At 43.9% G+C, this 20,300-nt stretch carries 18 protein-coding genes and 1 tRNA gene; 3 read left to right on the forward strand and 16 right to left on the reverse strand.

What is annotated here, in order from left to right; translation table 11 throughout:
* Nucleotides 1-154: 154 nt before the first annotated feature.
* The 16 genes from B1L02_RS12355 to B1L02_RS12430 form a co-directional block, all read right to left on the reverse strand.
* Nucleotides 155-481 carry a Na+/H+ antiporter subunit G gene (locus tag B1L02_RS12355; protein WP_088531261.1) on the reverse strand — a complete coding sequence of 109 codons (327 nt, stop codon included), beginning with the start codon at nucleotides 479-481 and terminating at the stop codon, nucleotides 155-157.
* Between the two features lie 9 nt (nucleotides 482-490).
* Nucleotides 491-760, reverse strand: coding sequence for a K+/H+ antiporter subunit F (locus B1L02_RS12360; protein ID WP_010370838.1), 270 nt, complete (start codon nucleotides 758-760; stop codon nucleotides 491-493).
* Nucleotides 754-1,290: a Na+/H+ antiporter subunit E gene (locus B1L02_RS12365; protein ID WP_088531262.1), complete on the reverse strand. Its 537-nt coding sequence runs from the start codon at nucleotides 1,288-1,290 to the stop codon at nucleotides 754-756. Before B1L02_RS12365 ends, B1L02_RS12360 begins: the two co-directional genes overlap by 7 nt.
* A complete protein-coding gene (locus B1L02_RS12370; RefSeq protein WP_088531263.1) occupies nucleotides 1,291-2,805 on the reverse strand; it encodes a monovalent cation/H+ antiporter subunit D in 1,515 nt (504 codons plus the stop codon).
* A gap of 3 nt (nucleotides 2,806-2,808) precedes the next feature.
* Nucleotides 2,809-3,144, reverse strand: a complete 336-nt coding sequence (locus tag B1L02_RS12375) for a Na+/H+ antiporter subunit C (RefSeq protein ID WP_088531264.1) — start codon at nucleotides 3,142-3,144, stop codon at nucleotides 2,809-2,811.
* Entirely contained in the window at nucleotides 3,144-5,936 is a 2,793-nt protein-coding gene (locus B1L02_RS12380) for a monovalent cation/H+ antiporter subunit A (protein WP_088531265.1), read from the reverse strand. The genes B1L02_RS12375 and B1L02_RS12380 overlap by 1 nt, the downstream gene beginning before the upstream one ends.
* 203 nt (nucleotides 5,937-6,139) lie before the next feature.
* The gene (locus tag B1L02_RS12385; RefSeq protein ID WP_088531266.1) at nucleotides 6,140-7,267 is read right to left on the reverse strand and encodes a hypothetical protein; all 1,128 of its coding nucleotides are present in this window, start codon (nucleotides 7,265-7,267) and stop codon (nucleotides 6,140-6,142) included.
* A complete protein-coding gene (gene nlpI / locus B1L02_RS12390; protein ID WP_088531267.1) occupies nucleotides 7,245-8,132 on the reverse strand; it encodes a lipoprotein NlpI in 888 nt (295 codons plus the stop codon). Before nlpI ends, B1L02_RS12385 begins: the two co-directional genes overlap by 23 nt.
* 199 nt (nucleotides 8,133-8,331) lie before the next feature.
* A complete protein-coding gene (gene pnp, locus B1L02_RS12395) occupies nucleotides 8,332-10,455 on the reverse strand; it encodes a polyribonucleotide nucleotidyltransferase (RefSeq protein ID WP_088531268.1) in 2,124 nt (707 codons plus the stop codon).
* Between the two features lie 224 nt (nucleotides 10,456-10,679).
* Nucleotides 10,680-10,949, reverse strand: a complete 270-nt coding sequence (rpsO, locus tag B1L02_RS12400; protein WP_010370825.1) for a 30S ribosomal protein S15 — start codon at nucleotides 10,947-10,949, stop codon at nucleotides 10,680-10,682.
* Between the two features lie 105 nt (nucleotides 10,950-11,054).
* Nucleotides 11,055-12,002, reverse strand: a complete 948-nt coding sequence (truB, locus tag B1L02_RS12405) for a tRNA pseudouridine(55) synthase TruB (RefSeq protein WP_088531269.1) — start codon at nucleotides 12,000-12,002, stop codon at nucleotides 11,055-11,057.
* Entirely contained in the window at nucleotides 12,002-12,406 is a 405-nt protein-coding gene (rbfA, locus tag B1L02_RS12410) for a 30S ribosome-binding factor RbfA (RefSeq protein WP_088531270.1), read from the reverse strand. Before rbfA ends, truB begins: the two co-directional genes overlap by 1 nt.
* Before the next feature lie 82 nt (nucleotides 12,407-12,488).
* Nucleotides 12,489-15,176 (reverse strand): translation initiation factor IF-2, encoded by a 2,688-nt coding sequence (gene infB / locus B1L02_RS12415; RefSeq protein WP_088531271.1) that lies wholly within the window; start codon nucleotides 15,174-15,176, stop codon nucleotides 12,489-12,491.
* Between the two features lie 25 nt (nucleotides 15,177-15,201).
* Nucleotides 15,202-16,701, reverse strand: coding sequence for a transcription termination factor NusA (nusA, locus tag B1L02_RS12420; protein WP_088531272.1), 1,500 nt, complete (start codon nucleotides 16,699-16,701; stop codon nucleotides 15,202-15,204).
* A 39-nt stretch (nucleotides 16,702-16,740) separates the two neighbouring features.
* Nucleotides 16,741-17,196, reverse strand: a complete 456-nt coding sequence (gene rimP / locus B1L02_RS12425; protein WP_088531273.1) for a ribosome maturation factor RimP — start codon at nucleotides 17,194-17,196, stop codon at nucleotides 16,741-16,743.
* 271 nt (nucleotides 17,197-17,467) lie between these two features.
* Nucleotides 17,468-17,544: transfer RNA gene (locus B1L02_RS12430), tRNA-Met, on the reverse strand.
* Nucleotides 17,545-18,153: 609 nt separating this feature from the next.
* On the opposite strand from B1L02_RS12430, the gene B1L02_RS12435 reads away from it, so the two are divergent.
* From B1L02_RS12435 to B1L02_RS12445, 3 genes are all read left to right on the forward strand, one after another.
* Nucleotides 18,154-18,933, forward strand: coding sequence for a delta-class carbonic anhydrase (locus B1L02_RS12435; RefSeq protein WP_088531274.1), 780 nt, complete (start codon nucleotides 18,154-18,156; stop codon nucleotides 18,931-18,933).
* A gap of 215 nt (nucleotides 18,934-19,148) precedes the next feature.
* Nucleotides 19,149-19,619: a hypothetical protein gene (locus B1L02_RS12440; RefSeq protein WP_088531275.1), complete on the forward strand. Its 471-nt coding sequence runs from the start codon at nucleotides 19,149-19,151 to the stop codon at nucleotides 19,617-19,619.
* 150 nt (nucleotides 19,620-19,769) lie between these two features.
* Nucleotides 19,770-20,282, forward strand: coding sequence for a hypothetical protein (locus B1L02_RS12445; RefSeq protein WP_088531276.1), 513 nt, complete (start codon nucleotides 19,770-19,772; stop codon nucleotides 20,280-20,282).
* Nucleotides 20,283-20,300 lie beyond the last annotated feature (18 nt).

The raw sequence follows: 20,300 nt of genomic DNA on the forward strand, positions 1-20,300 counted from the left end.
CTTGATAAAACGAGTGACCCCTATTTTATCGGCGACTATGAAATCTTTTTTAACTGTAGCAAAAAATTTAATAACGTACTGAAATTTATGATGCTTCAGCGAAATATTCGGGAGAATAAATTATGAATAACTAGATAAAAAAAGTGCCGAAGCACTATTTTTTTATCTTGTCTTTGCCAGTCGTCTTTTCATTACTTGGCAAGCGGTGATGTATTGCTGACTTAATCAGCATATATCCAGAGATGGGGGCGGTGAGCAACAAAAATATTGAAATCAAGATTTCCTTCACACTTATACCATCAGTCGTGGTACTGAAATACACCATTGCCGAGGTCAATAAGCACGCCATTCCAAGCGTTGTAGCCTTGGTAGGACCGTGGAGACGCATAAAAAAGTCAGGCATTTTCACAAGGCCAATAGAGCCAATTAGCACAAACGCACCACCTAACAGTAATAAAATAGAAATTATCCATTCTGACATACCACTCTCCTACTCTATGATGTCGCCGCGTAGCAAATACTTACATACAGCGACCGTACTTACAAAGCCAAGCATGGCTATTAATAATGCCGCTTCAAAGTACAGTGCCGTCCCCATGCTCATTCCGTACAGAATAATAAGCGCAATGGTATTTATGTACATGGTATCGAGCGCTAAAATTCTATCTGGAATTGAAGGCCCAACAACCAAGCGCCACAGGTTTAGTAAAAGTGATACACCTATCATCGCGAAGACAATAAGAATTACAGTTTCTAACATTCAAAAATCTCCTTCAATGGCGCTTCATAACGAGATTTGATGGTATCGATCAATACTTGCTCATCCGTAAGATCTAACACATGGATCAGTAAGTATTTACGTTCTGGTTTTTCGCCACTTTTTACAGACTCAGGCCAAGGGTATACCTCAGCACTTACGGTGCCTGGAGTCAAAGATACCGTACTGGCTAAAATAGTGATCGGCATAGCTTGATCTATATCGAGCGGCACTAACACAAAACCGGGTCGTAACTTCTTAGTTGGTCCTAAGATCTTTATCGCGACCTCCACGTTGGCGGTAATAATATCGTAAAGCACCAACAGCAGATGAGTAAACGCGCGCCATGGCTTAATGATCAGTGGTTGCTTAGTTCTAAATCGATAGGTAATAAGCGGGATCACAATAGCTAGAATAGTGGCGAGAATAAGATGTCCAGCTGACACACTATTATTCAGCAATAACCACACGGTAAATAGCAGTAAGCTGCGAAATGGAGTTGGTAGCCATTTAAATCTTGCTTCTAAACGCATCTATTTCGCTCCTTTTAACACAGCATTCGTCATGCTAGAAAAGTCATGCAAAGAGTCGGCTGCCGCCAATGCGTAGTCAGTCAAAGGACCGGCAAAAATAACCATTAACGGCGCGCAGACTATCAGGGTAAGGATTGCGATAATTTGAGTTGGGTGCGCTTTTTCCGCTGATTGTGTATCAACTTTACCAGTATGATGCCAAAACACGGTGCTACCCGCTTTTGAGACACTGACTAATACAGCTAAGCTTACTAATAAATACACAGCCCAAAACCAGTAGGTATGACTCGACTCGATAGTCGACTTTAAAATCCATACCTTACCAATAAAGCCTGATAACGGCGGCATACCAATCACAGTAATTGCTGCAATCGTAAACATGATCCCAAGTAACATAGGCTGAACGACTGGGCGGCCAGCAGTGATCCTATCTGCAACTTTACCTCTTTGTTTTCCTACTAAATCAGCGAGTAAGAACAATGCGGCTGACACTAAGGTCGAATGCACCAAGTAGTAGATGGCCGCAGCGCTGCTATTTACCGTTTGTACAGCAACTAATGCCACCAAAGTACCAACCGACACCACCACCAAATTTGCTGAAAGCTTACGTAAGTCTTGACTAGCAAGCACGCCTATTCCACCCATGACGATGGTCGCAAGTGCGAGCCACCATAGCCACTCTTGTGCCATATGACTTAACTCACCAGCTTGATCGCCAAAGATTAGTGTATACACGCGCATCATGGAATACACACCCACTTTAGTCATGATCGCAAATAAAGCGGCAACAACAGGTAACGCGGTTGCATAGGTGTTTGGCAGCCATAGATGAAGCGGTAGCAAGGCACCTTTTAGCGCAAATACAACCAATAACAATAAGCCGCCAATCTTAGCAAGATAGACATCGTCTCCTTGTAAGAAAGTGATCTTATATGCCATATCCGCCATGTTCAGGGTACCAAGCACACCGTACAAGATACCTAGTGCAATCAAAAATACCGACGAACCGACTAGATTTAGGATCACGTATTGCAGTGAAGCACGAGTATTGTGCTTATCACCACCATGCATTAACAGCGCATAAGACGCTATCAACAAAATCTCAAAGAATACAAATAAGTTGAACGCGTCACCAGTTAAGAAGGCGCCATTTACCCCCATCACCAAAAAGTGCAGTAACGGATGGAAGAAACTTCCTCGCTCGTCGTCTCCTGCACAGCTATAAAGCGAACACACAAAACACAACAAAGCGGTTAAGCTGACTAACAGAGTAGAAAGTTGGTCAGCAACTAACACAATACCAAACGGAGCTTGCCAGTTACCAATCGCATAAACGTGTATGCCAGACTGCTGAACATGTAGTAAAAGAGAGACACAAACTGCGAATGTAATAAGCGACATAAGTACAGAGACTTTACGCCTAATCGCGACGTTTTTACCACACGGTGGCATCAGCAGGATCACCCCCGCCAACATAGGTAATAAGATAGGTAAAGAAGTCAAATGCTGGATCATACTTTACCCTTTTTTGTCAGGAACGATGCCATTAACATGATCGTTCCCCAAATCTGAACGACCACGAATAGCTAAGATTACGACAAATGCTGTCATCGCGAACCCGATAACAATTGCCGTCAACACTAAGGCTTGCGGCAGTGGATCTGCATACTCACTGCTATAACCAAGCACGGCAGCTTTGTTTAAGGTCAATCTACCCGATGCGAACAAAAACAGATTGACCGCATAAGACAACATAGTTAAACCAAGAACAACAGGAAATGTTCTTGCTCGAAGAATCAAAAATACGCCACAGGCTACTAGCAAGCCTACGCACGATGCATAAAGCAATTCCATTAAATATTCACCTCTTCTTTGGGCGCATTTGCCGTTACTTTACCTAGGCTCGCCAAAATCATCAGCGTTGCACCTACCACGGTGATATAAACACCAAGGTCAAATGCGATGGCACTTGCCAACTCAGTTTTACCTACCAATGGGATATCAAAATAATCAAACCATGAGGTTAAGAATGGTTTGCCAAAGAACCAACTTCCTACACCGGTTGCCAGAGAAATTGCGATACCCGTCGCAATAATCTTGCGGTAATTGACATCAAAGCGCTCTGCAATCCAATTCGAACCATGGGCAATGTATTGCAAAATAAAGGCTATCGCCGTAATAAGACCTGCAATAAATCCACCGCCAGGTAGATTGTGGCCGCGCAAGAAAATATAAACCGAAACCAGTAACGCCAAAGGCAATAAGCTTTGCGAAATACTTGCAAGCAACAGCGGATACCTCTCTTTCGCCCAAGGTCTTCCTTCACTATCACTTCCTGGCATAAATAGCGGTAAGTTAATTAGTAACTTATAAATTCCCAGCGCCGCAATACCCAATACTGTAATTTCGCCTAGCGTATCAAAACCACGGAAATCTACTAAGATAACATTAACAACATTCGTTCCACCACCGCCAACTTTGGCGTTTGCAATAAAGAACTCAGAAATGCTATCCAGCGGTCTTGTGATCAAGGCGTAACTGATACTCCCGATGATCACACCAATTGCAGAGGCAATGCCTATATCTCGTAGTACGCGTATAGAACTAGATTCCTTCGGCGTTCTTTGTGGTAAGAAGAATAACGCAAGCATCAACAGAATAATGGTTACTACCTCTACCGTTAACTGAGTAAGTGCCAAATCCGGTGCAGAAAAACGCGTAAAGGCAACCGATACCATAAGGCCAACCACTGAAATCATCAGTAGCGCGACCATACGAGTTCGATGCCAGATAACTGTGCCAATCGCCCCAATCATTAATAAACCAGCACCGATACCATTATGCACATCTATGGGCGTTGGCTCCAAGTTCCCGACTAACTGCGACATTTCAAACAATGGCCATCCCGCACTCACCAGCACAACAATAAACATCAGCATAAGATAACGCTGTAATGAGCCATTCTCGATTGCATTTACACGAGCACGGCTCCAAGACACAATGTTATACATAGTGCGTTCGAACGTTTTCTTTGCGTTCATTGGCGGTAATGAAGCTTGGAATTGGAATAGATATTTGCGCTGAGTATAAATTAATAGACCACCACATACCGCAAGACAACTCATCAGAAGTGGTAAGTTGAAGCCATGCCAAATAGCAACCTCAAAGGTTGGCGCAGCCTCGCCCAATACCGCACTTGATGCAGTCTTTAACATGCCATCTACGACGAAGTTAGGAAACATACCCACTATTAAACATAAAGCCACCAAGATCTCGATTGGAACGCGCATATAGCGTGGCGCTTCATGTGGCTCTTTCGGTAAGTCAATTGGGTCTCCATTAAAGAATACGTCATGAATAAATCGCGCAGAATACGCAACAGAGAATGCACCGGCGATTGTCGCCAAAATTGGAATGAGCCAAGACATAGAGCCCAGAAGTTGCTGGTGCAACGTCTCGGCAAAGAACATTTCTTTAGACAAGAAACCATTAAGTAGCGGCACACCAGCCATCGCAGAAGCGGCCACCATCGCAAGCGTCGCGGTATAGGGCATAAAACGCCACATACCATTGAGCTTGCGCATATCGCGAGTTCCTGTTTCATGGTCAATGATCCCTGTCGCCATAAAGAGCGAGGCCTTAAACGTCGCGTGGTTAATAATATGGAAAACTGCTGCGACAGTCGCAAGTTCGGTGTCCAAACCAAGTAACAAGGTAATAAGACCTAAATGACTAATCGTTGAAAACGCCAGAAGACCTTTTAGATCATGTTTAAATAACGCAATATAGGCGCCAACGAGCAGCGTCGCTAAGCCGGTTAAGCCAACAAGAATAAACCACAGCTCTGTACCCGCCAACGCTGGATAAAAGCGCGCCAGTAAGAATATCCCGGCCTTTACCATAGTCGCTGAATGTAAGTAAGCACTCACAGGTGTTGGTGCAGCCATCGCATGGGGCAACCAGAAATGGAATGGGAACTGCGCTGACTTAGTAAATGCGCCCAGTAGTACGAGGATTAACGCAACTTCATATAATGCATGGGATTGAATAAGCTCACGGCTCGATAGAATCACGTCAAGGTTATAGCTCCCAACAATATCTCCAATCAACATCAAACCTGCGAGCAGTGCTAACCCGCCACCGCCAGTTATCGCCAGTGCCATTTTCGCACCTTTACGGGCCTCTGACTTATGCCACCAATAGCTAATAAGCAAAAATGAACTGATGCTGGTAAGCTCCCAGAATAACCACAGCTGTAATACGTTATTAGACATAACGATACCAAGCATGGCAGTCATAAAGAGCATTAAATAAGCATAAAGCTTAGGCATTGAATCATTGGTGCTAAGGTAGTATCTGGCATAGAAGATAACCAGCATACCAATGCCCAAGATCATGAAAACAAACAACAACGCAAGACCATCCAGTCTAAACGCGATGTTAATATCTAGAAGCGGTACCCATTCAAATGTGTACCGAATAGTCTCTCCTGCGAATACGGCAGGTGCGAGATCAACAGCAAGTAAAATTGCCACTGCTGGCGCTAGTAAGGTTATAGCAGTCGACTGATTACGAGAAAGCTTTCCCGTAAATGCAGAGATAAAACTGCCAATTAAGGATAGCAAGGGTATCCAAAATAAAGTCATAGATGAAACCTTTTATTTGCGTCGTTATGGCTCGTTTAGATTAATGTGACAATCCCCCTTCCAAGCTGGAGCAATCGATACACATTAACCACACGTACATGAACCCTGTTATACTTGATTAGTGTTTGAGTTGTCTAGAGTTTCACTTTCTAGCTGATGCTATTTTAGCCAACCTTAACAAACTATTCAGAATAAGTTCAAAACTATTCAGCCGAGTTAACCGCTATTTTATCTTCTAAACGTCTTGAATTCAGTACTGCTAACCACCTTTTACGGTAATTTTCGTCTAACTTAATTGATTGATATTCCAGCAAAGAGTAACTGCTTGAAGGTTTATATGAGGAGAGTTTACCTAACTCACAGGTGCGACTCGGAGCCCAATTGTTCGGTGCTTGTTCACCAACGTAAAGATTTGGTGCCTTTTTCCCTGAAGTCGCACAAAGCCATTTTGCTTTATGGGCTGGTATTGGGTATTCATCTTCAAAACCGCTAAAGTGCATAAGCTCGTGTACCAGCGTATTGTAAGTGCTGGTGGCGGTCAATGTCATGTGCTTGCCGTTTACATTGGCAAGCCCTTCAGTTGCCATTAACACGAGGTGATCGTATTTCGACAAGCGCTGTTCGTGTTGTAAGTCACACATTGCAAAACCTTTGTGCGTCTTGCAACTGAGTTTGTTCGCCGCATATATCGGCTTAGATAAGCAATATACGCCCTTGGCCGGCTCAGGCTGTTGCTCATAACCATGTTTAAGCGCTTGTAAACGCTGCAAACCACCTAAATCACTGGCGATTAATGCAAGATTAAACTGACAAGATGCGCTTGAATGCTGAAGCTCAGTAAGTGATTTAAATTGCCTTAAATAAGGATTATTCAAAAATGTCGTTACAGACTTTCCTTGCCACACCGCTAGCAACGCGGTGAGTTCAGGGTTTAACGTATAGCGCTTTGAAAGCGCATAAAGTAAATCATGTCGGCCAAGTGATACTAACCGCTCGGACACTAGCTGGCGCTGCCGAATATCTAAACGAGACCAAGTATCAAGTAAAAACAGCCTAGTGCTGTTTTTCTCTTTAGCATTCAAGGTACGCTGTAACCGTTCATACTCCCAACTTGGCTGCTTTAGGTTGGCAATAGCTTCTACTAATTGCGTACTTGCTTGTGAGGGTGACACCTCAAGCGCTGGTGCTATGGCAAAATAGCTATTTGGATTGGTTACAATGAGTGCTGATTTTTGTGCGATAGAGAGGTGTGCATAATTAGGGCTGCTTGAAAACAGCAGCCCTATAAGCATGAAAATAAAAAGGTGCTTAGCTCGCGTCTTGTTCGTCATTCAACTGGGCAAGCAAATCAAGTTCAAGACGTGCGTATTTATGTTCTACAAACTCATATACATTGGTTGCCAGCGCGAGCTTAAAATAGCTAATCGCAGAGGCTAAATCACCTTGGGCCTGATATCGCTTAGCCAGATAAAAATAGGCCTCACAAAGACGCTGCGCATACTCTTCTTGGGTGCTCACACCCTCTGAGATCTGTGCTAAAAATTCTTCTTCAGATAAAGTACCCAAATACAGTGAAACTAACTGAGAGGACCACTCATTAGGGTCTAGCGCTTGGCTATTTGCCGTCAATGTTTGCTTAGCAAGCGTCCCATCTACTTGCTGCTGAGCAATATACAGCCACATAGCACGGTAGGCATCTTTTGGAGCGCGCGCCAAAAAGGCTTCAAAATCCTTTATGGCTAAATCTGCTCTCTCACCATAATACAGTGCGATTCCACGATTTAAGTAAGCATATTCATGTTGTTCATCAAGCTCTAGTACGGCGTCAAACATTTCATATGCCCGGCCATAGTTTTGTTCTAACGTTTGGTGGATACCAAGAAAATTATATACTTCTGCAAGATCTGGCTTAATTTGTACAGCACGATTGAAGTCAATACGAGCAAGGGTTTGCAAACCAATGCTATCGTACAACATACCACGATTGTATAGCAGCTGCGCGCGTTGCTCATTTGCCATATCTGGCTGCAAGAGTAACTCGTTAAATCGAGCAATGGCAATTTCATTACGGAAATTGGCTTGAAGTGGTACTGCAAGCGGAACATTTACAATGTTTTTAGTGGCCTCTGGCTGCGTGCTTTTACATCCTACCAGCCCCATTAGCACTAATGGCACAACTATTTTCGCTAACTTCATTTCCTTCCTCATTCAATGGCATTTGCCCGTTTAGAGTCTTTGCTCAGGTATACCAACAATCTGATTATTTACTATAACTTTGCCTAGTTCTCTATTGACCAGATAAACTCAGTTTTGTTTCATCATTTTGAGTCAAACAGCATTAAAGCATAAAAAAAGGGGCTATTCAGCCCCTTTTCTATGCAAAACCTTGCAGAGATTACTCAGCGCCTTCTTTAGGCTGCTCAGCTTTTTTCTCTTGTGCTTCTTTGATGCTTAAGCGAACACGGCCTTGGCGGTCAACTTCAAGTACTTTAACTTTAACTTCTTGACCAACAGATAAATGATCTGACACGTTATTTACACGCTCTTCACTGATTTGTGAGATGTGCACTAGGCCATCTTTACCAGGAAGTACGTTTACAAACGCACCAAAATCTACGATACGGATAACTTTACCAGTGTAAAGCGTACCTACTTCAAGCTCTGCAGTAAGCGCTTCGATACGTGAAATAGCAGCTTGTGCGCTATTGCCGTTCGTTGCAGCGATCTTGATAGTACCATCGTCTTCGATTTCAATTGTTGTATCTGTTTCTTCAGTAAGCTGACGAATTGTAGCACCACCTTTACCGATAACTTCAGCAATCTTCTTCGCTGGGATCTTCATGGTGTAGATACGTGGAGCGAACTCAGATAGCTCTTCAGAAGGTGCTGAAATCGCTTGGTCCATCACACCTAGGATGTGTAGACGCGCTGCTTTCGCTTGGCGAAGCGCGATCTGCATAATTTCTTTGGTGATACCTTCAATCTTGATATCCATTTGAAGTGCAGTTACACCGTTTGCTGTACCCGCTACTTTAAAGTCCATATCACCTAAATGATCTTCATCACCAAGGATGTCAGAAAGTACAACGAAGTCTTCGCCTTCTTTCACTAGACCCATCGCGATACCAGCAACTGACGCTTTAACTGGAACACCAGCGTTCATTAGTGCAAGTGAAGTACCACATACCGATGCCATTGACGATGAACCGTTTGACTCAGTGATTTCAGATACTACACGCACTGAATATGGGAATTCAGCAAGTGTTGGCATCACTGCTGCGATACCACGCTTAGCTAGGTTACCGTGGCCGATTTCACGACGCTTAGGAGAACCTACAAAGCCAGTTTCACCTACACAGAATGGAGGGAAGTTATAGTGCAGCATGAAGTGATGCTTGTGAGTACCAGTTAGGTCATCTAGCATCTGCGCGTCACGCTCAGTACCAAGCGTTGCGGTTACTAGTGCCTGAGTTTCACCACGAGTAAAGATTGCAGAACCGTGAGTACGTGGAAGAACACCCGTCATCACGTCAAGTGCACGAATCATATCTGGTTCACGACCGTCGATACGCTTTTCGCCAGCAATGATACGGCTACGTACAATCTTCTTCTCAAGTGAGCTGAATGTTTTACCTACTACTTGCTCGTCTAGTGACTCGCCTTCAGCAACTTCAGCGCCTAGTTTTTCAATGACTTCAGCTTTTGCTGCAGAAAGTGCTTCTTTACGTGCAACTTTGTCAGTAATACGGTAAGCATCACCTACTTTTTGCTCTGCAATTGCAGCTACTTTTTCAGCTAGTGTTAAATCTTTTTCAGGCGCAGTCCAATCCCATGCTGCTTTACCAGCTTCTGCGCGGAACTCTTCGATTGCTTTGATGATAGCTTGTGATTGCTCATGGCCGTATACAACAGCGCCAAGCATTTCTTCTTCAGTCAGCACTTCAGCTTCTGATTCAACCATCAGTACCGCATTTTCAGTACCAGCTACAACGAGGTCAAGCTTGCTTGTCTCTAGTTCTTTTAGCGTAGGGTTAAGTACGTATTGACCATCGATGAAACCAACACGTGCTGCACCTAGAGGGCCATTGAATGGAATGCCAGAGATAGCTAGTGCTGCTGAAGTACCAATCAAAGCAACGATATCCGGTTGGATTTCAGGGTTTACAGAAACCACAGTCGCAATAACCTGAACTTCGTTGACAAAGCCGTCTGGGAATAGAGGACGAATTGGGCGGTCAATTAGACGAGCTGTTAATGTTTCACCGTCTGAAGGACGACCTTCACGCTTCAAGAAACCGCCAGGGATACGACCCGCAGCGTACATTTTTTCTTGATAATTAACCGTTAGTGGGAAAAAGTCTTGGCCAGGAGTCGCTTCTCTTCTGCCAACAACAGTAACAAGTACTGAAGTATCACCAATGCTTGCAAGTACTGCGCCGTCAGCTTGACGTGCGATAGCACCTGTTTCTAGAGTCACCGTGTGTTGACCTAGTTGAAATTCTTTAATAATTGCTTGCACAATATTTTCCTTACTAAATTGTTTTCAACGTCAACGGGGACCAATCACAGTCTTAAATAAACTCTTCATAATTTACTTAAGCACTACAATTGGAAATCCGATTGACGCTTGTTTAAAAGTATTTCTAAACGGCTGTAAGTATACTGATAGAACAGCCACAAAAAAAGGGGCTAATTAGCCCCTTTTTTACTGTTGGATAAATTTCCAACAAGAAATCAAAAATATTAGCGACGTAGGCCAAGCTCTTTGATTAGTGCAGCATAACGGTCAACGCTCTTGCCTTTTAGGTAGTCAAGAAGGTTACGACGTTGGCTAACTTTACGTAGAAGACCACGACGTGAGTGGAAATCTTGCTTGTGGTTAGCGAAGTGACCTTGTAGCTTGTTGATGTCAGCAGTTAGAAGTGCAACTTGTACTTCTGGTGAACCAGTATCACCCTCTGCACGTGCGAACTTTGCTACGATTTCTGCTTTTTCTTGATTGCTTAGTGACATAATAACTCCAAAATAAGTTTAGTAATGCTTCAGCCGATCACTAATTCAGCCAAAGCGGAAGCTGGCGGATTATACCAGCATAAACTCCCCTTGCATAGGAAGATTTTATTGCGATTCTGGTGGAGCGGAAGAGAGCGCCCGTTTTGCTTTCAATAACCCTTGCGGATTACGCTCGCCAATCCCAACAAACTTACCGTCTGCAACGACTTTAACAATACCGTCAGGTAAGTTGGCCACTGCAACGGTTTGACCATGACCAAACGCGATACCTTGTTCAGTAGTAATATCGACAACAGTCAGGTCAACCAGAGCGGTATCCATCGGCAACAATAATTCATCTAAATAAGTGGAAGGTGCGACTTCTTCCGCTTTTGCTTTTTCAAGTAAAGCTTCCAGCTCGACTAAGGTAATCATTTTATCGCTAGGATAATGACCAACTTCACTACGGTGTAACATAATAACATGCGCACCACAGCCAAGTTTTTCACCTAAATCATCGACTATCGTACGAATATAGGTGCCTTTAGACACATGTACCGTCATTTGAATTTGTTGAGTTTGCTCGTCATATTCGTCTAACGTAATCCGGTAAACATTGATCTTACGGCATTTACGCGGTACTTCGATGCCTTCTCGAGCATATTTGTATAACGGTTGGCCCTGATATTTGAGCGCCGAATACATCGAAGGGTATTGATCAGATTCACCCAAGAAGCTGGCAATTTCTCGCTCTAGCTGCTCAAGCGTAATATCCACTGGCCTCGTTTCAACAATTTCACCATCAGAATCAGATGTCGTTGTACGCTCACCCAGCTGTGCTCTCACCACGTAGGTTTTATCAGTATCAAGCAAAAATTGGGTAAACTTAGTTGCTTCACCAAAGCAAATTGGCAACATACCTGTTGCCAACGGATCCAAAGCACCAGTGTGGCCCGCTTTCTGAGCGAAATAGATGCCTTTCGCTTGCTGCAGTGCTTTGTTAGAAGAAATACCTTGCGGCTTATTTAATAACAGAATGCCGTCAATCGCACGGCCTTTGGTGCGACGCGCCATTACTCTTCCTCTTGGTCTTTATCTCCAGATTCAGGACCACGCTTTGCATTGTCTTCTCTGATCACAGAGTCAACCAAATTAGAAATACGCATACCTTCCATTAGAGAGTTATCAATAACAAATTTGAGCTCAGGCATGATACGCGCGCGGATACGCTTACCGAGAAGCGAGCGGATATAACCAGTCGCTTCATTCAGAATAGCCGCACTTTGCTTAGTTTTGTCTTCATCACTGGTATTCAACACAGTAATAAATACTTTTGCATAAGAAAGATCGCGTGATACCTCAACAGCTGACACTGTTATCATACCCAATCTTGGATCTTTAATTTCGCGCTGTAGGATCACCGCAATTTCTTTTTGAATTTGCTGTGCTACGCGATCTGTACGAGAAAATTCTCTCATTTTCACCACTTAAAATTTAAAAATCTATGAGATCACAAATGGGGGCTAGTGCCCCCATCTCAAGTATTTTTATAACTTACAATTAAAGCGTGCGCTCTACCTGTACAGTTTCAAATACTTCGATTTGGTCACCGACTTTAACGTCGTTGTAGTTCTTAACGCCGATACCACATTCCATACCGCTACGAACATCAGCAACGTCATCTTTAAAGCGACGCAGTGACTCAAGCTCACCTTCGTAGATAACTACGTTATCACGAAGTACACGGATTGGCGCGCTACGTTTAACCACACCTTCTGTTACCATACAACCTGCAACAGCGCCGATCTTAGGTGACTTGAACACGTCACGAACCTCAGCAAGACCAATGATCTCTTGCTTAAATTCTGGTGCAAGCATACCTGTCATTGCTTGTTTCACTTCTTCGATTAGGTCGTAGATAACGCTGTAGTAACGTAAGTCTAGGTTCTCAGTTTCAATTACTTTACGAGCAGATGCATCTGCACGTACGTTAAAGCCAACGATGATAGCGTTAGAAGCCGCTGCAAGCGTTGCGTCAGTTTCAGTGATACCACCAACACCTGAACCTACGATCTTCACTTTCACTTCATCTGTAGACAGTTTAGTCAATGAATCAGCGATTGCTTCGATAGAACCTTGAACGTCTGCTTTCAGAACGATGTTCACTTCAGATACGTCGCCTTCTGTCATGTTAGAGAACATGTTTTCGAGCTTCGCTTTCTGCTGACGAGCAAGTTTCACTTCGCGGAACTTACCTTGACGGTATAGTGCAACTTCACGTGCTTTACGCTCATCACGAACTACCGTCGCTTCGTCACCAGCAGCTGGTACACCAGAAAGACCTAAGATCTCCACTGGAATTGAAGGACCTGCGGTTTTGATGTCTTTACCGTTTTCGTCTTTCATCGCACGAACACGGCCGTATTCAAGACCACAAAGTACGATATCACCTTGGTTTAAGGTACCTGATTGAACAAGTACAGAGGCAATCGGACCACGACCTTTATCAAGGCGAGATTCGATTACCACACCAGATGCCATACCTTCTTCAGAAGCTCGTAGCTCTAATAGCTCGGATTGCATTAGGATAGCTTCTAGTAGCTCATCAATACCTAGGCCAGTCTTAGCTGAGATATGAACAAACTGCGTTTCACCGCCCCAGTCCTCTGGAATTACGTCTAGTTGAGCAAGCTCATTCTTAACGCGGTCAGGGTCAATGCCCTCTTTATCCATTTTGTTCACAGCAACGATAAGTGGTACTTCTGCCGCTTTCGCGTGTTGTACCGCTTCTTTCGTCTGAGGCATTACGCCATCGTCCGCTGCAACAACAAGTACAACGATATCGGTTGCTTTCGCACCACGAGCACGCATTGATGTAAACGCCGCGTGTCCAGGAGTATCTAGGAAAGTGATCATCCCACCTTCAGTCTCAACATGGTATGCACCGATATGCTGAGTAATACCGCCGGCCTCGCCGTCTGCAACTTTCGCTTTACGAATGTAGTCAAGTGTTGACGTTTTACCGTGGTCAACGTGACCCATTACCGTTACTACTGGCGCACGAGGCTCTAGAGAACCGTCTTCGCTGCGGTCATTTAGTACTTTTTCTTCTAGCTCGTTTTCTTTCACTAGAATGACTTTGTGACCCATTTCTTCAGCAACTAGCTGCGCAGTTTCTTGATCGATAACTTGGTTAATCGTAACCATGTCACCCATCTTCATCATTGTCTTAACAACTTCAGCGCCTTTAACAGCCATACGAGAAGCTAGTTCTGCAACAGTGATTGTTTCACTGATACGAACTTCTTGCTTCACTTCTGCCGCTGGCTTTTGGAAACCATGCTGTAACGAAGTTGGCGCTTTTAAACGACCTTTTTTGCCTTTCAGCTTCTTCGCGTTCGCTTCTGCAGCTTCTTCTTTCGCGCTTGGCTTTCTCTTCTTCTTACGACGTGCACTCTTCTCTTCACGAGCATCAGACTCATCTTCCGCTTCACGAGCGTAAGTAGAAGTTGTTAGGTGGTGATCAGCACTTTCTTCACGACGACGGCGCTCTTCCTCTTCCGCCTTCCAACGTGCTTCGTTTTCTTCTGCAAGACGACGAGCTTCTTCCGCTTGACGTTTTGCTTCTTCTTCTGCCTTTTTCAGGGCTGCTGCTTCTGCTTCTTGACGCAGACGCTCAGCTTCTTGACGTTCTTTAATTTGTTGCGCGCTATCCACTTCTTTACTCTGCTTATCTTTGGCTTGACGTTCAGCATCCGCTTTTCGCTTCGCCTCTTCTTTAGCTTTGCGCTCGGCTTCCTCATCGGCCTTGCGTTCCGCTTCTTCGCGCGCGTTGCGCTCAGCTTCTTCTTTGGCCTGTTGCTCTGCTTGTTGCTGAGCCTTTAACTCTGCTTCTTTGCGCGCAGCTTCCTCTGCAGCTAAGCGTTCTTGCTCTTTCTGCTGCTCGATTGCGCTCTTTTTAACGTAAGTGCGCTTCTTACGGACTTCTACAGATACAGACTTTGCTTTACCAGATGAGTTAACACTTAACGTGCTTTTACTCTTACGCTGTAGAGTCATACGCTCAGGGCCGGTTGAACCAGTGCCACCGTGTTGCTTGCTTAGGTGATCAAGCAACGTCGCCTTTTCGGATTCAGTAACTTGGTCGCCCTCGGCTTTGGTGATCCCTGCATCTTTTAACTGTTGTAGTAATTTATCAACAGTTGTACCAATACTCTCGGCTAGTTTGTTAATGCTCACTTCTGCCATACGTGATGTTACCTCCGTTAATAAATTACTCTTCGCTGAACCAGCAAATGTTACGTGCAGCCATGATTAACTCACCAGCTTGCTCTTCAGATAACTCAGAAATTTCAACTAAGTCATCAATACCTTGCTCTGCAAGGTCTTCAAGTGTAACGATACCTTTGCTAGCGAAAACAAAAGCGGTATGACGCTCAAGTCCCTCAAGTGCTAGTAGGTCTTCTGCAGGTTCTGCATTTTCTAGACTTTCTTCATCGCGAAGTGCTTTCGTAGTCAGTGCATCTTTTGCACGGCTACGAAGCTCTTCAACGGTTTCTTCATCTAGACCGTCGATTTCTAAGAACTCAGCTACTGGCACATAAGCCACTTCTTCAAGTGAAGAGAAGCCTTCGTTGATCAATAGCGTTGCAAAATCATCGTCGATGTCTAGATTTTCAGTGAATAGATTAACCAGTTTATCTGATTCTTCCGAGCTCTTACGCTCCATCTCTTCAACTGTCATTACGTTTAGTTCCCAGCCAGTTAGTTGGCTAGCTAAACGTACATTTTGACCATTACGGCCAATCGCTTGCGCTAGGTTATCAGCTTCAACTGCGATTTCCATCGTACGCGTATCTTCATCCATTACGATTGAAGCTACTTCAGCCGGTGCCATTGCGTTGATTACGAACTGTGCAGGATTATCATCGTAAAGTACGATGTCAACACGCTCACCACCAAGCTCTGAAGACACAGCTTGTACACGTGCACCACGCATACCAACACACGCACCCACAGGGTCTATACGCTTATCGTTTGATTTTACAGCGATTTTAGCACGAGAACCAGGGTCACGTGCAGCGCCTCTAAGTTCGATCATTTCTTCGCCGATTTCTGGAACTTCAATACGGAATAGCTCCATCAACATTTCAGGCTTAGAACGCGTAACAAATAGCTGTGCACCACGCGCTTCAGGCTTCACTTCATATAGTAGACCACGTACACGGTCACCTGGGCGGAAGCTTTCGCGTGGTAACATGTCTTCACGGTAAATTACCGCTTCAGCATTATTACCAAGGTCGATAACAATAGCATCACGCGTTGCTTTTTTAACAACACCTGTCACTAGCTCGCCTTTTTGATCTTTATACGCATCAACAACTAATGCGCGCTCAGCTTCACGTACTTTCTGTACGATTACCTGTTTCGCCATCTGTGTGGTGATACGGTCAAATTTAATTGATTCGATCTGCTCTTCAACGTAATCACCTAATTGAATATCAGGCTCATCAACTTGTGCCGCTTCAATCGTGATTTCCGCATATGGATTTTCTAGTGAACCGTCTTCCTGTGGTTCAACTGCTTTCCAACGACGAAAAGTATCGTACTCGCCCGTTTTACGGTCAATAGTAACGCGTACTTCGATTTCACCGCCGTGCTTCTTTTTTGTTGCTGTCGCTAGTGCGAACTCTAATGCTTCAAAAATCTTTTCTCTTGGGACCGCTTTTTCATTGGAAACAGCTTCTGCCACCAACAATATTTCTTTTGCCATAGGTAATGCCTCGCTTGCCCTTGTCCTTCGCACTCAAAGTTAGAATTTTGCGATGATATTGGCACGCTCAATGTTGCTCAACATCAAGATGAAATCCTGACTGTCAACTTTTAACGTGATCATATCGCCATTAACTGCTACCAAGTCGCCTTTAAAATTACGGCGACCTTCTTGCGGAAGTTTAGTACGCAAACGTACCTCCTCTCCCACTGCTGCTTCATAGTGAGCTTGTTTGAATAATGGTCTGTCAACACCAGGAGAAGATACTTCCAAACTATATTCGTTCGTAATCGGGTCTTCGACATCTAAAATTGCACTAACTTGACGACTCACTTCCGCACAGTCATCTACATTAATGCCGTTTTCATGATCGATATATACACGAAGTGTAGAATGACGACCAGCTTGCACAAACTCAAGACCGAGTAATTCAAAGCCACACGCAGCAACTGCAGGCTCCAACATTTCAGTCAAATCTTGCTCGAGTTTTGACACAGAACTCCTCCATACAAACAAAAAAAGGGCCTAAAGCCCCAAATCATAGCTGCTTGATCTTGGGCTCAGAATACACCTTGCGCCAGATACAACAACGCCCCGAACCAAGCGGGGCGTCACACGAATAACAAACTGTGTGGCCAAAGGCCGTGCTTGGTTTGCGAGCTATCTCAGCCAAATTAACCATCAACCTAAACAAAAAAAGTTGATGCTTAAACGCAAAACGCGCATTACAAGGAATGCGCGAAATCAAAGAACTCAATCTTTAACTTGGTTGCGGGAGCCGGATTTGAACCGACGACCTTCGGGTTATGAGCCCGACGAGCTACCAGGCTGCTCCATCCCGCGCCAACACATAAAATTGTTTTACTTCTACTTTTCAAAGAAGTGGTCACCGGATTTGAACCGACGACCTTCGGCACTTTACAAAACCAAGCGCCCGACCATCTATCGAGCAACTTCATTCTACACCGAAACATAAAATTGTTTTACTTCTACTTTTCAAAGAAGTGGTCACCGGATTTGAACCGACGACCTTCGGCACTTTACCAAATCAAGCGCCCGACCATCTATCGAGCAACTCCATTCTACACCGAAACATAAAATTGTTTTACTTCTGTTTTTAAAGAAGTGGCATCTCAAAAATGCCATTTTAATGCGCGATGTCTCGCCCATGCTTAAAGGCAATTATACTGAAAAACTGAAGTTTCAGTGCGATTGCCTAAATATGCTGCGTATTATAAAGACAGTATGCCTAGATAGCAACCTTGATTTAGAACTATCTTCTGACGTTTCAGCTCGTTGCTGAGATGTAATCAGGTATTTTACTTTTCACATACAAGACCAAGATACCTAACTCATCGGTCCAGTTTAGTTTCCCTTCATTTTTCTGTAACAAAAAAGAAATATTTGATCCATAATTGGGGACAATGAAATCACGAAAGAAAGGAAAACCAAATGAGAACGATTATAAAATCAAGCAAATTGACAGCGCTGTCTATATTTAGTTTCGAAGCGTTTGCAGCACAGTGTGAATCGGCTGGACCGCAAACACCGAGAGATATTGATAGTTTGCAGGGTCACAACAAACGGGTTTTTGCTATGGCTCCACCAAAAGAAAAACTCAATCTATGTAACATCCATTTTCACAAAAATGCAGAACATAAAGCCAAAGACTTCTCCGTGGTCTCCAATGACCCGAAATATGGAGGATTCCAATGTAATGCAACAGCAAGCCTCACCCCTGCAGAGCTTGCTCCCGTAGAAGCTAAAGTATGTAACAACGTAAAACCGGGCGATACCATTGAAGTACACTGGGTTCATAGCTCTTGTGATGTAAAACCCGGTCCTACACTCGGAGCGTGTTTAAATGACAGCTGTGCCAATCCAGATCTACGCGTTGAAACTCAAGTGTTTTTAGTGGTTAACGATGAAAATGCGCAAGACTTCACTGAGCTTGATTATCAAGGCCAAGTTGGCGGCTATCATCAGGCTGGTGTATTACCAAGTAATACCGGAACACCGGTTGAGTTTTTAGGCTCAACCACAGGACCAAGCTATAACAACCAACAGTGTTCACCTTTACAAGTAAGCTGGAGCGTTCGCCCAAGCTGTGCCAAAGTTGATATAAATAGTCTCGCGCGTTGGTGTAAAGACAATGCTTTTGAAGAGGACCATGCTCATGGCATTCGTAAACTCGTGACAGATCCACAGTTACTTTCTCCAATTAAGCACTAATATTTTTAAATGGACGTAGGCCGTTGCTAAATATCGGCCTACTATACTAATAGATAGGTTCAGTATATTGAAATCCAATCAATTATTGCTATGTAAGAAAAGTCTCACAAAAAAATATTAAAAAGTCTCGCATTTAAAAAAAACAGCTATACTCAAACCTAGGCTATTTGTTTTTGAGCAAAGGATCCGCTCTTCATCAGTTTGAAGAGGCGTCTATGAGTATTACTCCCTATCAATACCAACTTTTAACTCAAACGCTTGCGAGTATTCGTCCGAATTTCCATGGCTTTTGCACTTCTTGGTACAACCAAGTCCAACATTACGATTTGCGCATGCAAATTCCAACAGATGTGGGGCAACTCATAATCTGGGAGCATCAAATATTTGATTTTGTGCAAAATTGTGTGATGCGTATCCCACAGCAGTCAAACTTATTACATTACCTGCAAAAGCAGCGCGGTACACTGTTATTTATGGGGACGTCTGAAAAAGATGTCAGTGTCTTGTTGTTTACCTTTACAGCAACATTAAAAAGCCATCTTGGCAGGCATTTTACCGCGGCAGCAAAAAATGCTTGGAACAAAGCTCTGCTACTCATCGAAAATATGCTCCGTTTTGAATTGTTCAAGAAAACCAATATTGTCGGTCTGCAAGAATTCAAAAAAGCGCAGCAACAAGCAAACTAACTTGAGCCTCTCATAACGGAGAGGCAACGGCAGCCACTAAACATCACTCTGAGGCCAAAGTCATGCTGAACTTACAAACCCAAACTCTGCGTGACTTCTGACTATTAGCTCTTTAAACTTTCACAAAACCTTTATATAGGAAGTGAAAAAATGATAAGAGCGATTGCCTTTGCGTCTACTATGGTCGTCTCACTTTCCGCATGCGATATGCTGGAAGACTCTAAAGCCCAAATTGAAGCACAATATTTATCCGAACACCAAGAGCTACAGCAAGTCGTAGAGCAGATCCGTGATAGAGGGATTGAGTCAGTGCAAGCATCTGCAGAAGCTGGTAGTGTTGCAGCTTGCGTAGCAAACAACCTTGATGCTGATCCGATGGGCGCGCTTATTGCGGTTGAAGGCGCATTGCAAGACAATGCAAATTTAAGCGACCTACTCAACTCGATTTCTCGCCTAAGTCAGCAGGAAATTTCCATCGAACAGTTTCCTGATTTGCTTCAGCAAGGTGCTGACACAGTTAGATATTTAAGAACTTTGCTCGAACAATATGATTTGGCTGAGCTAAAACAACAAGCGAGCAATTTACTTGAGCAAGGTCAAACCAAAACGCAAGACGTTGGGGCTCACTTGCGTACACTCATAGAATCTTGTCAAAGTAACTGAGCAATTTAGCTGATTGCT

This window comes from Pseudoalteromonas piscicida, from assembly GCF_002208135.1.
GTDB classification, from domain to species: domain Bacteria; phylum Pseudomonadota; class Gammaproteobacteria; order Enterobacterales; family Alteromonadaceae; genus Pseudoalteromonas; species Pseudoalteromonas piscicida_A.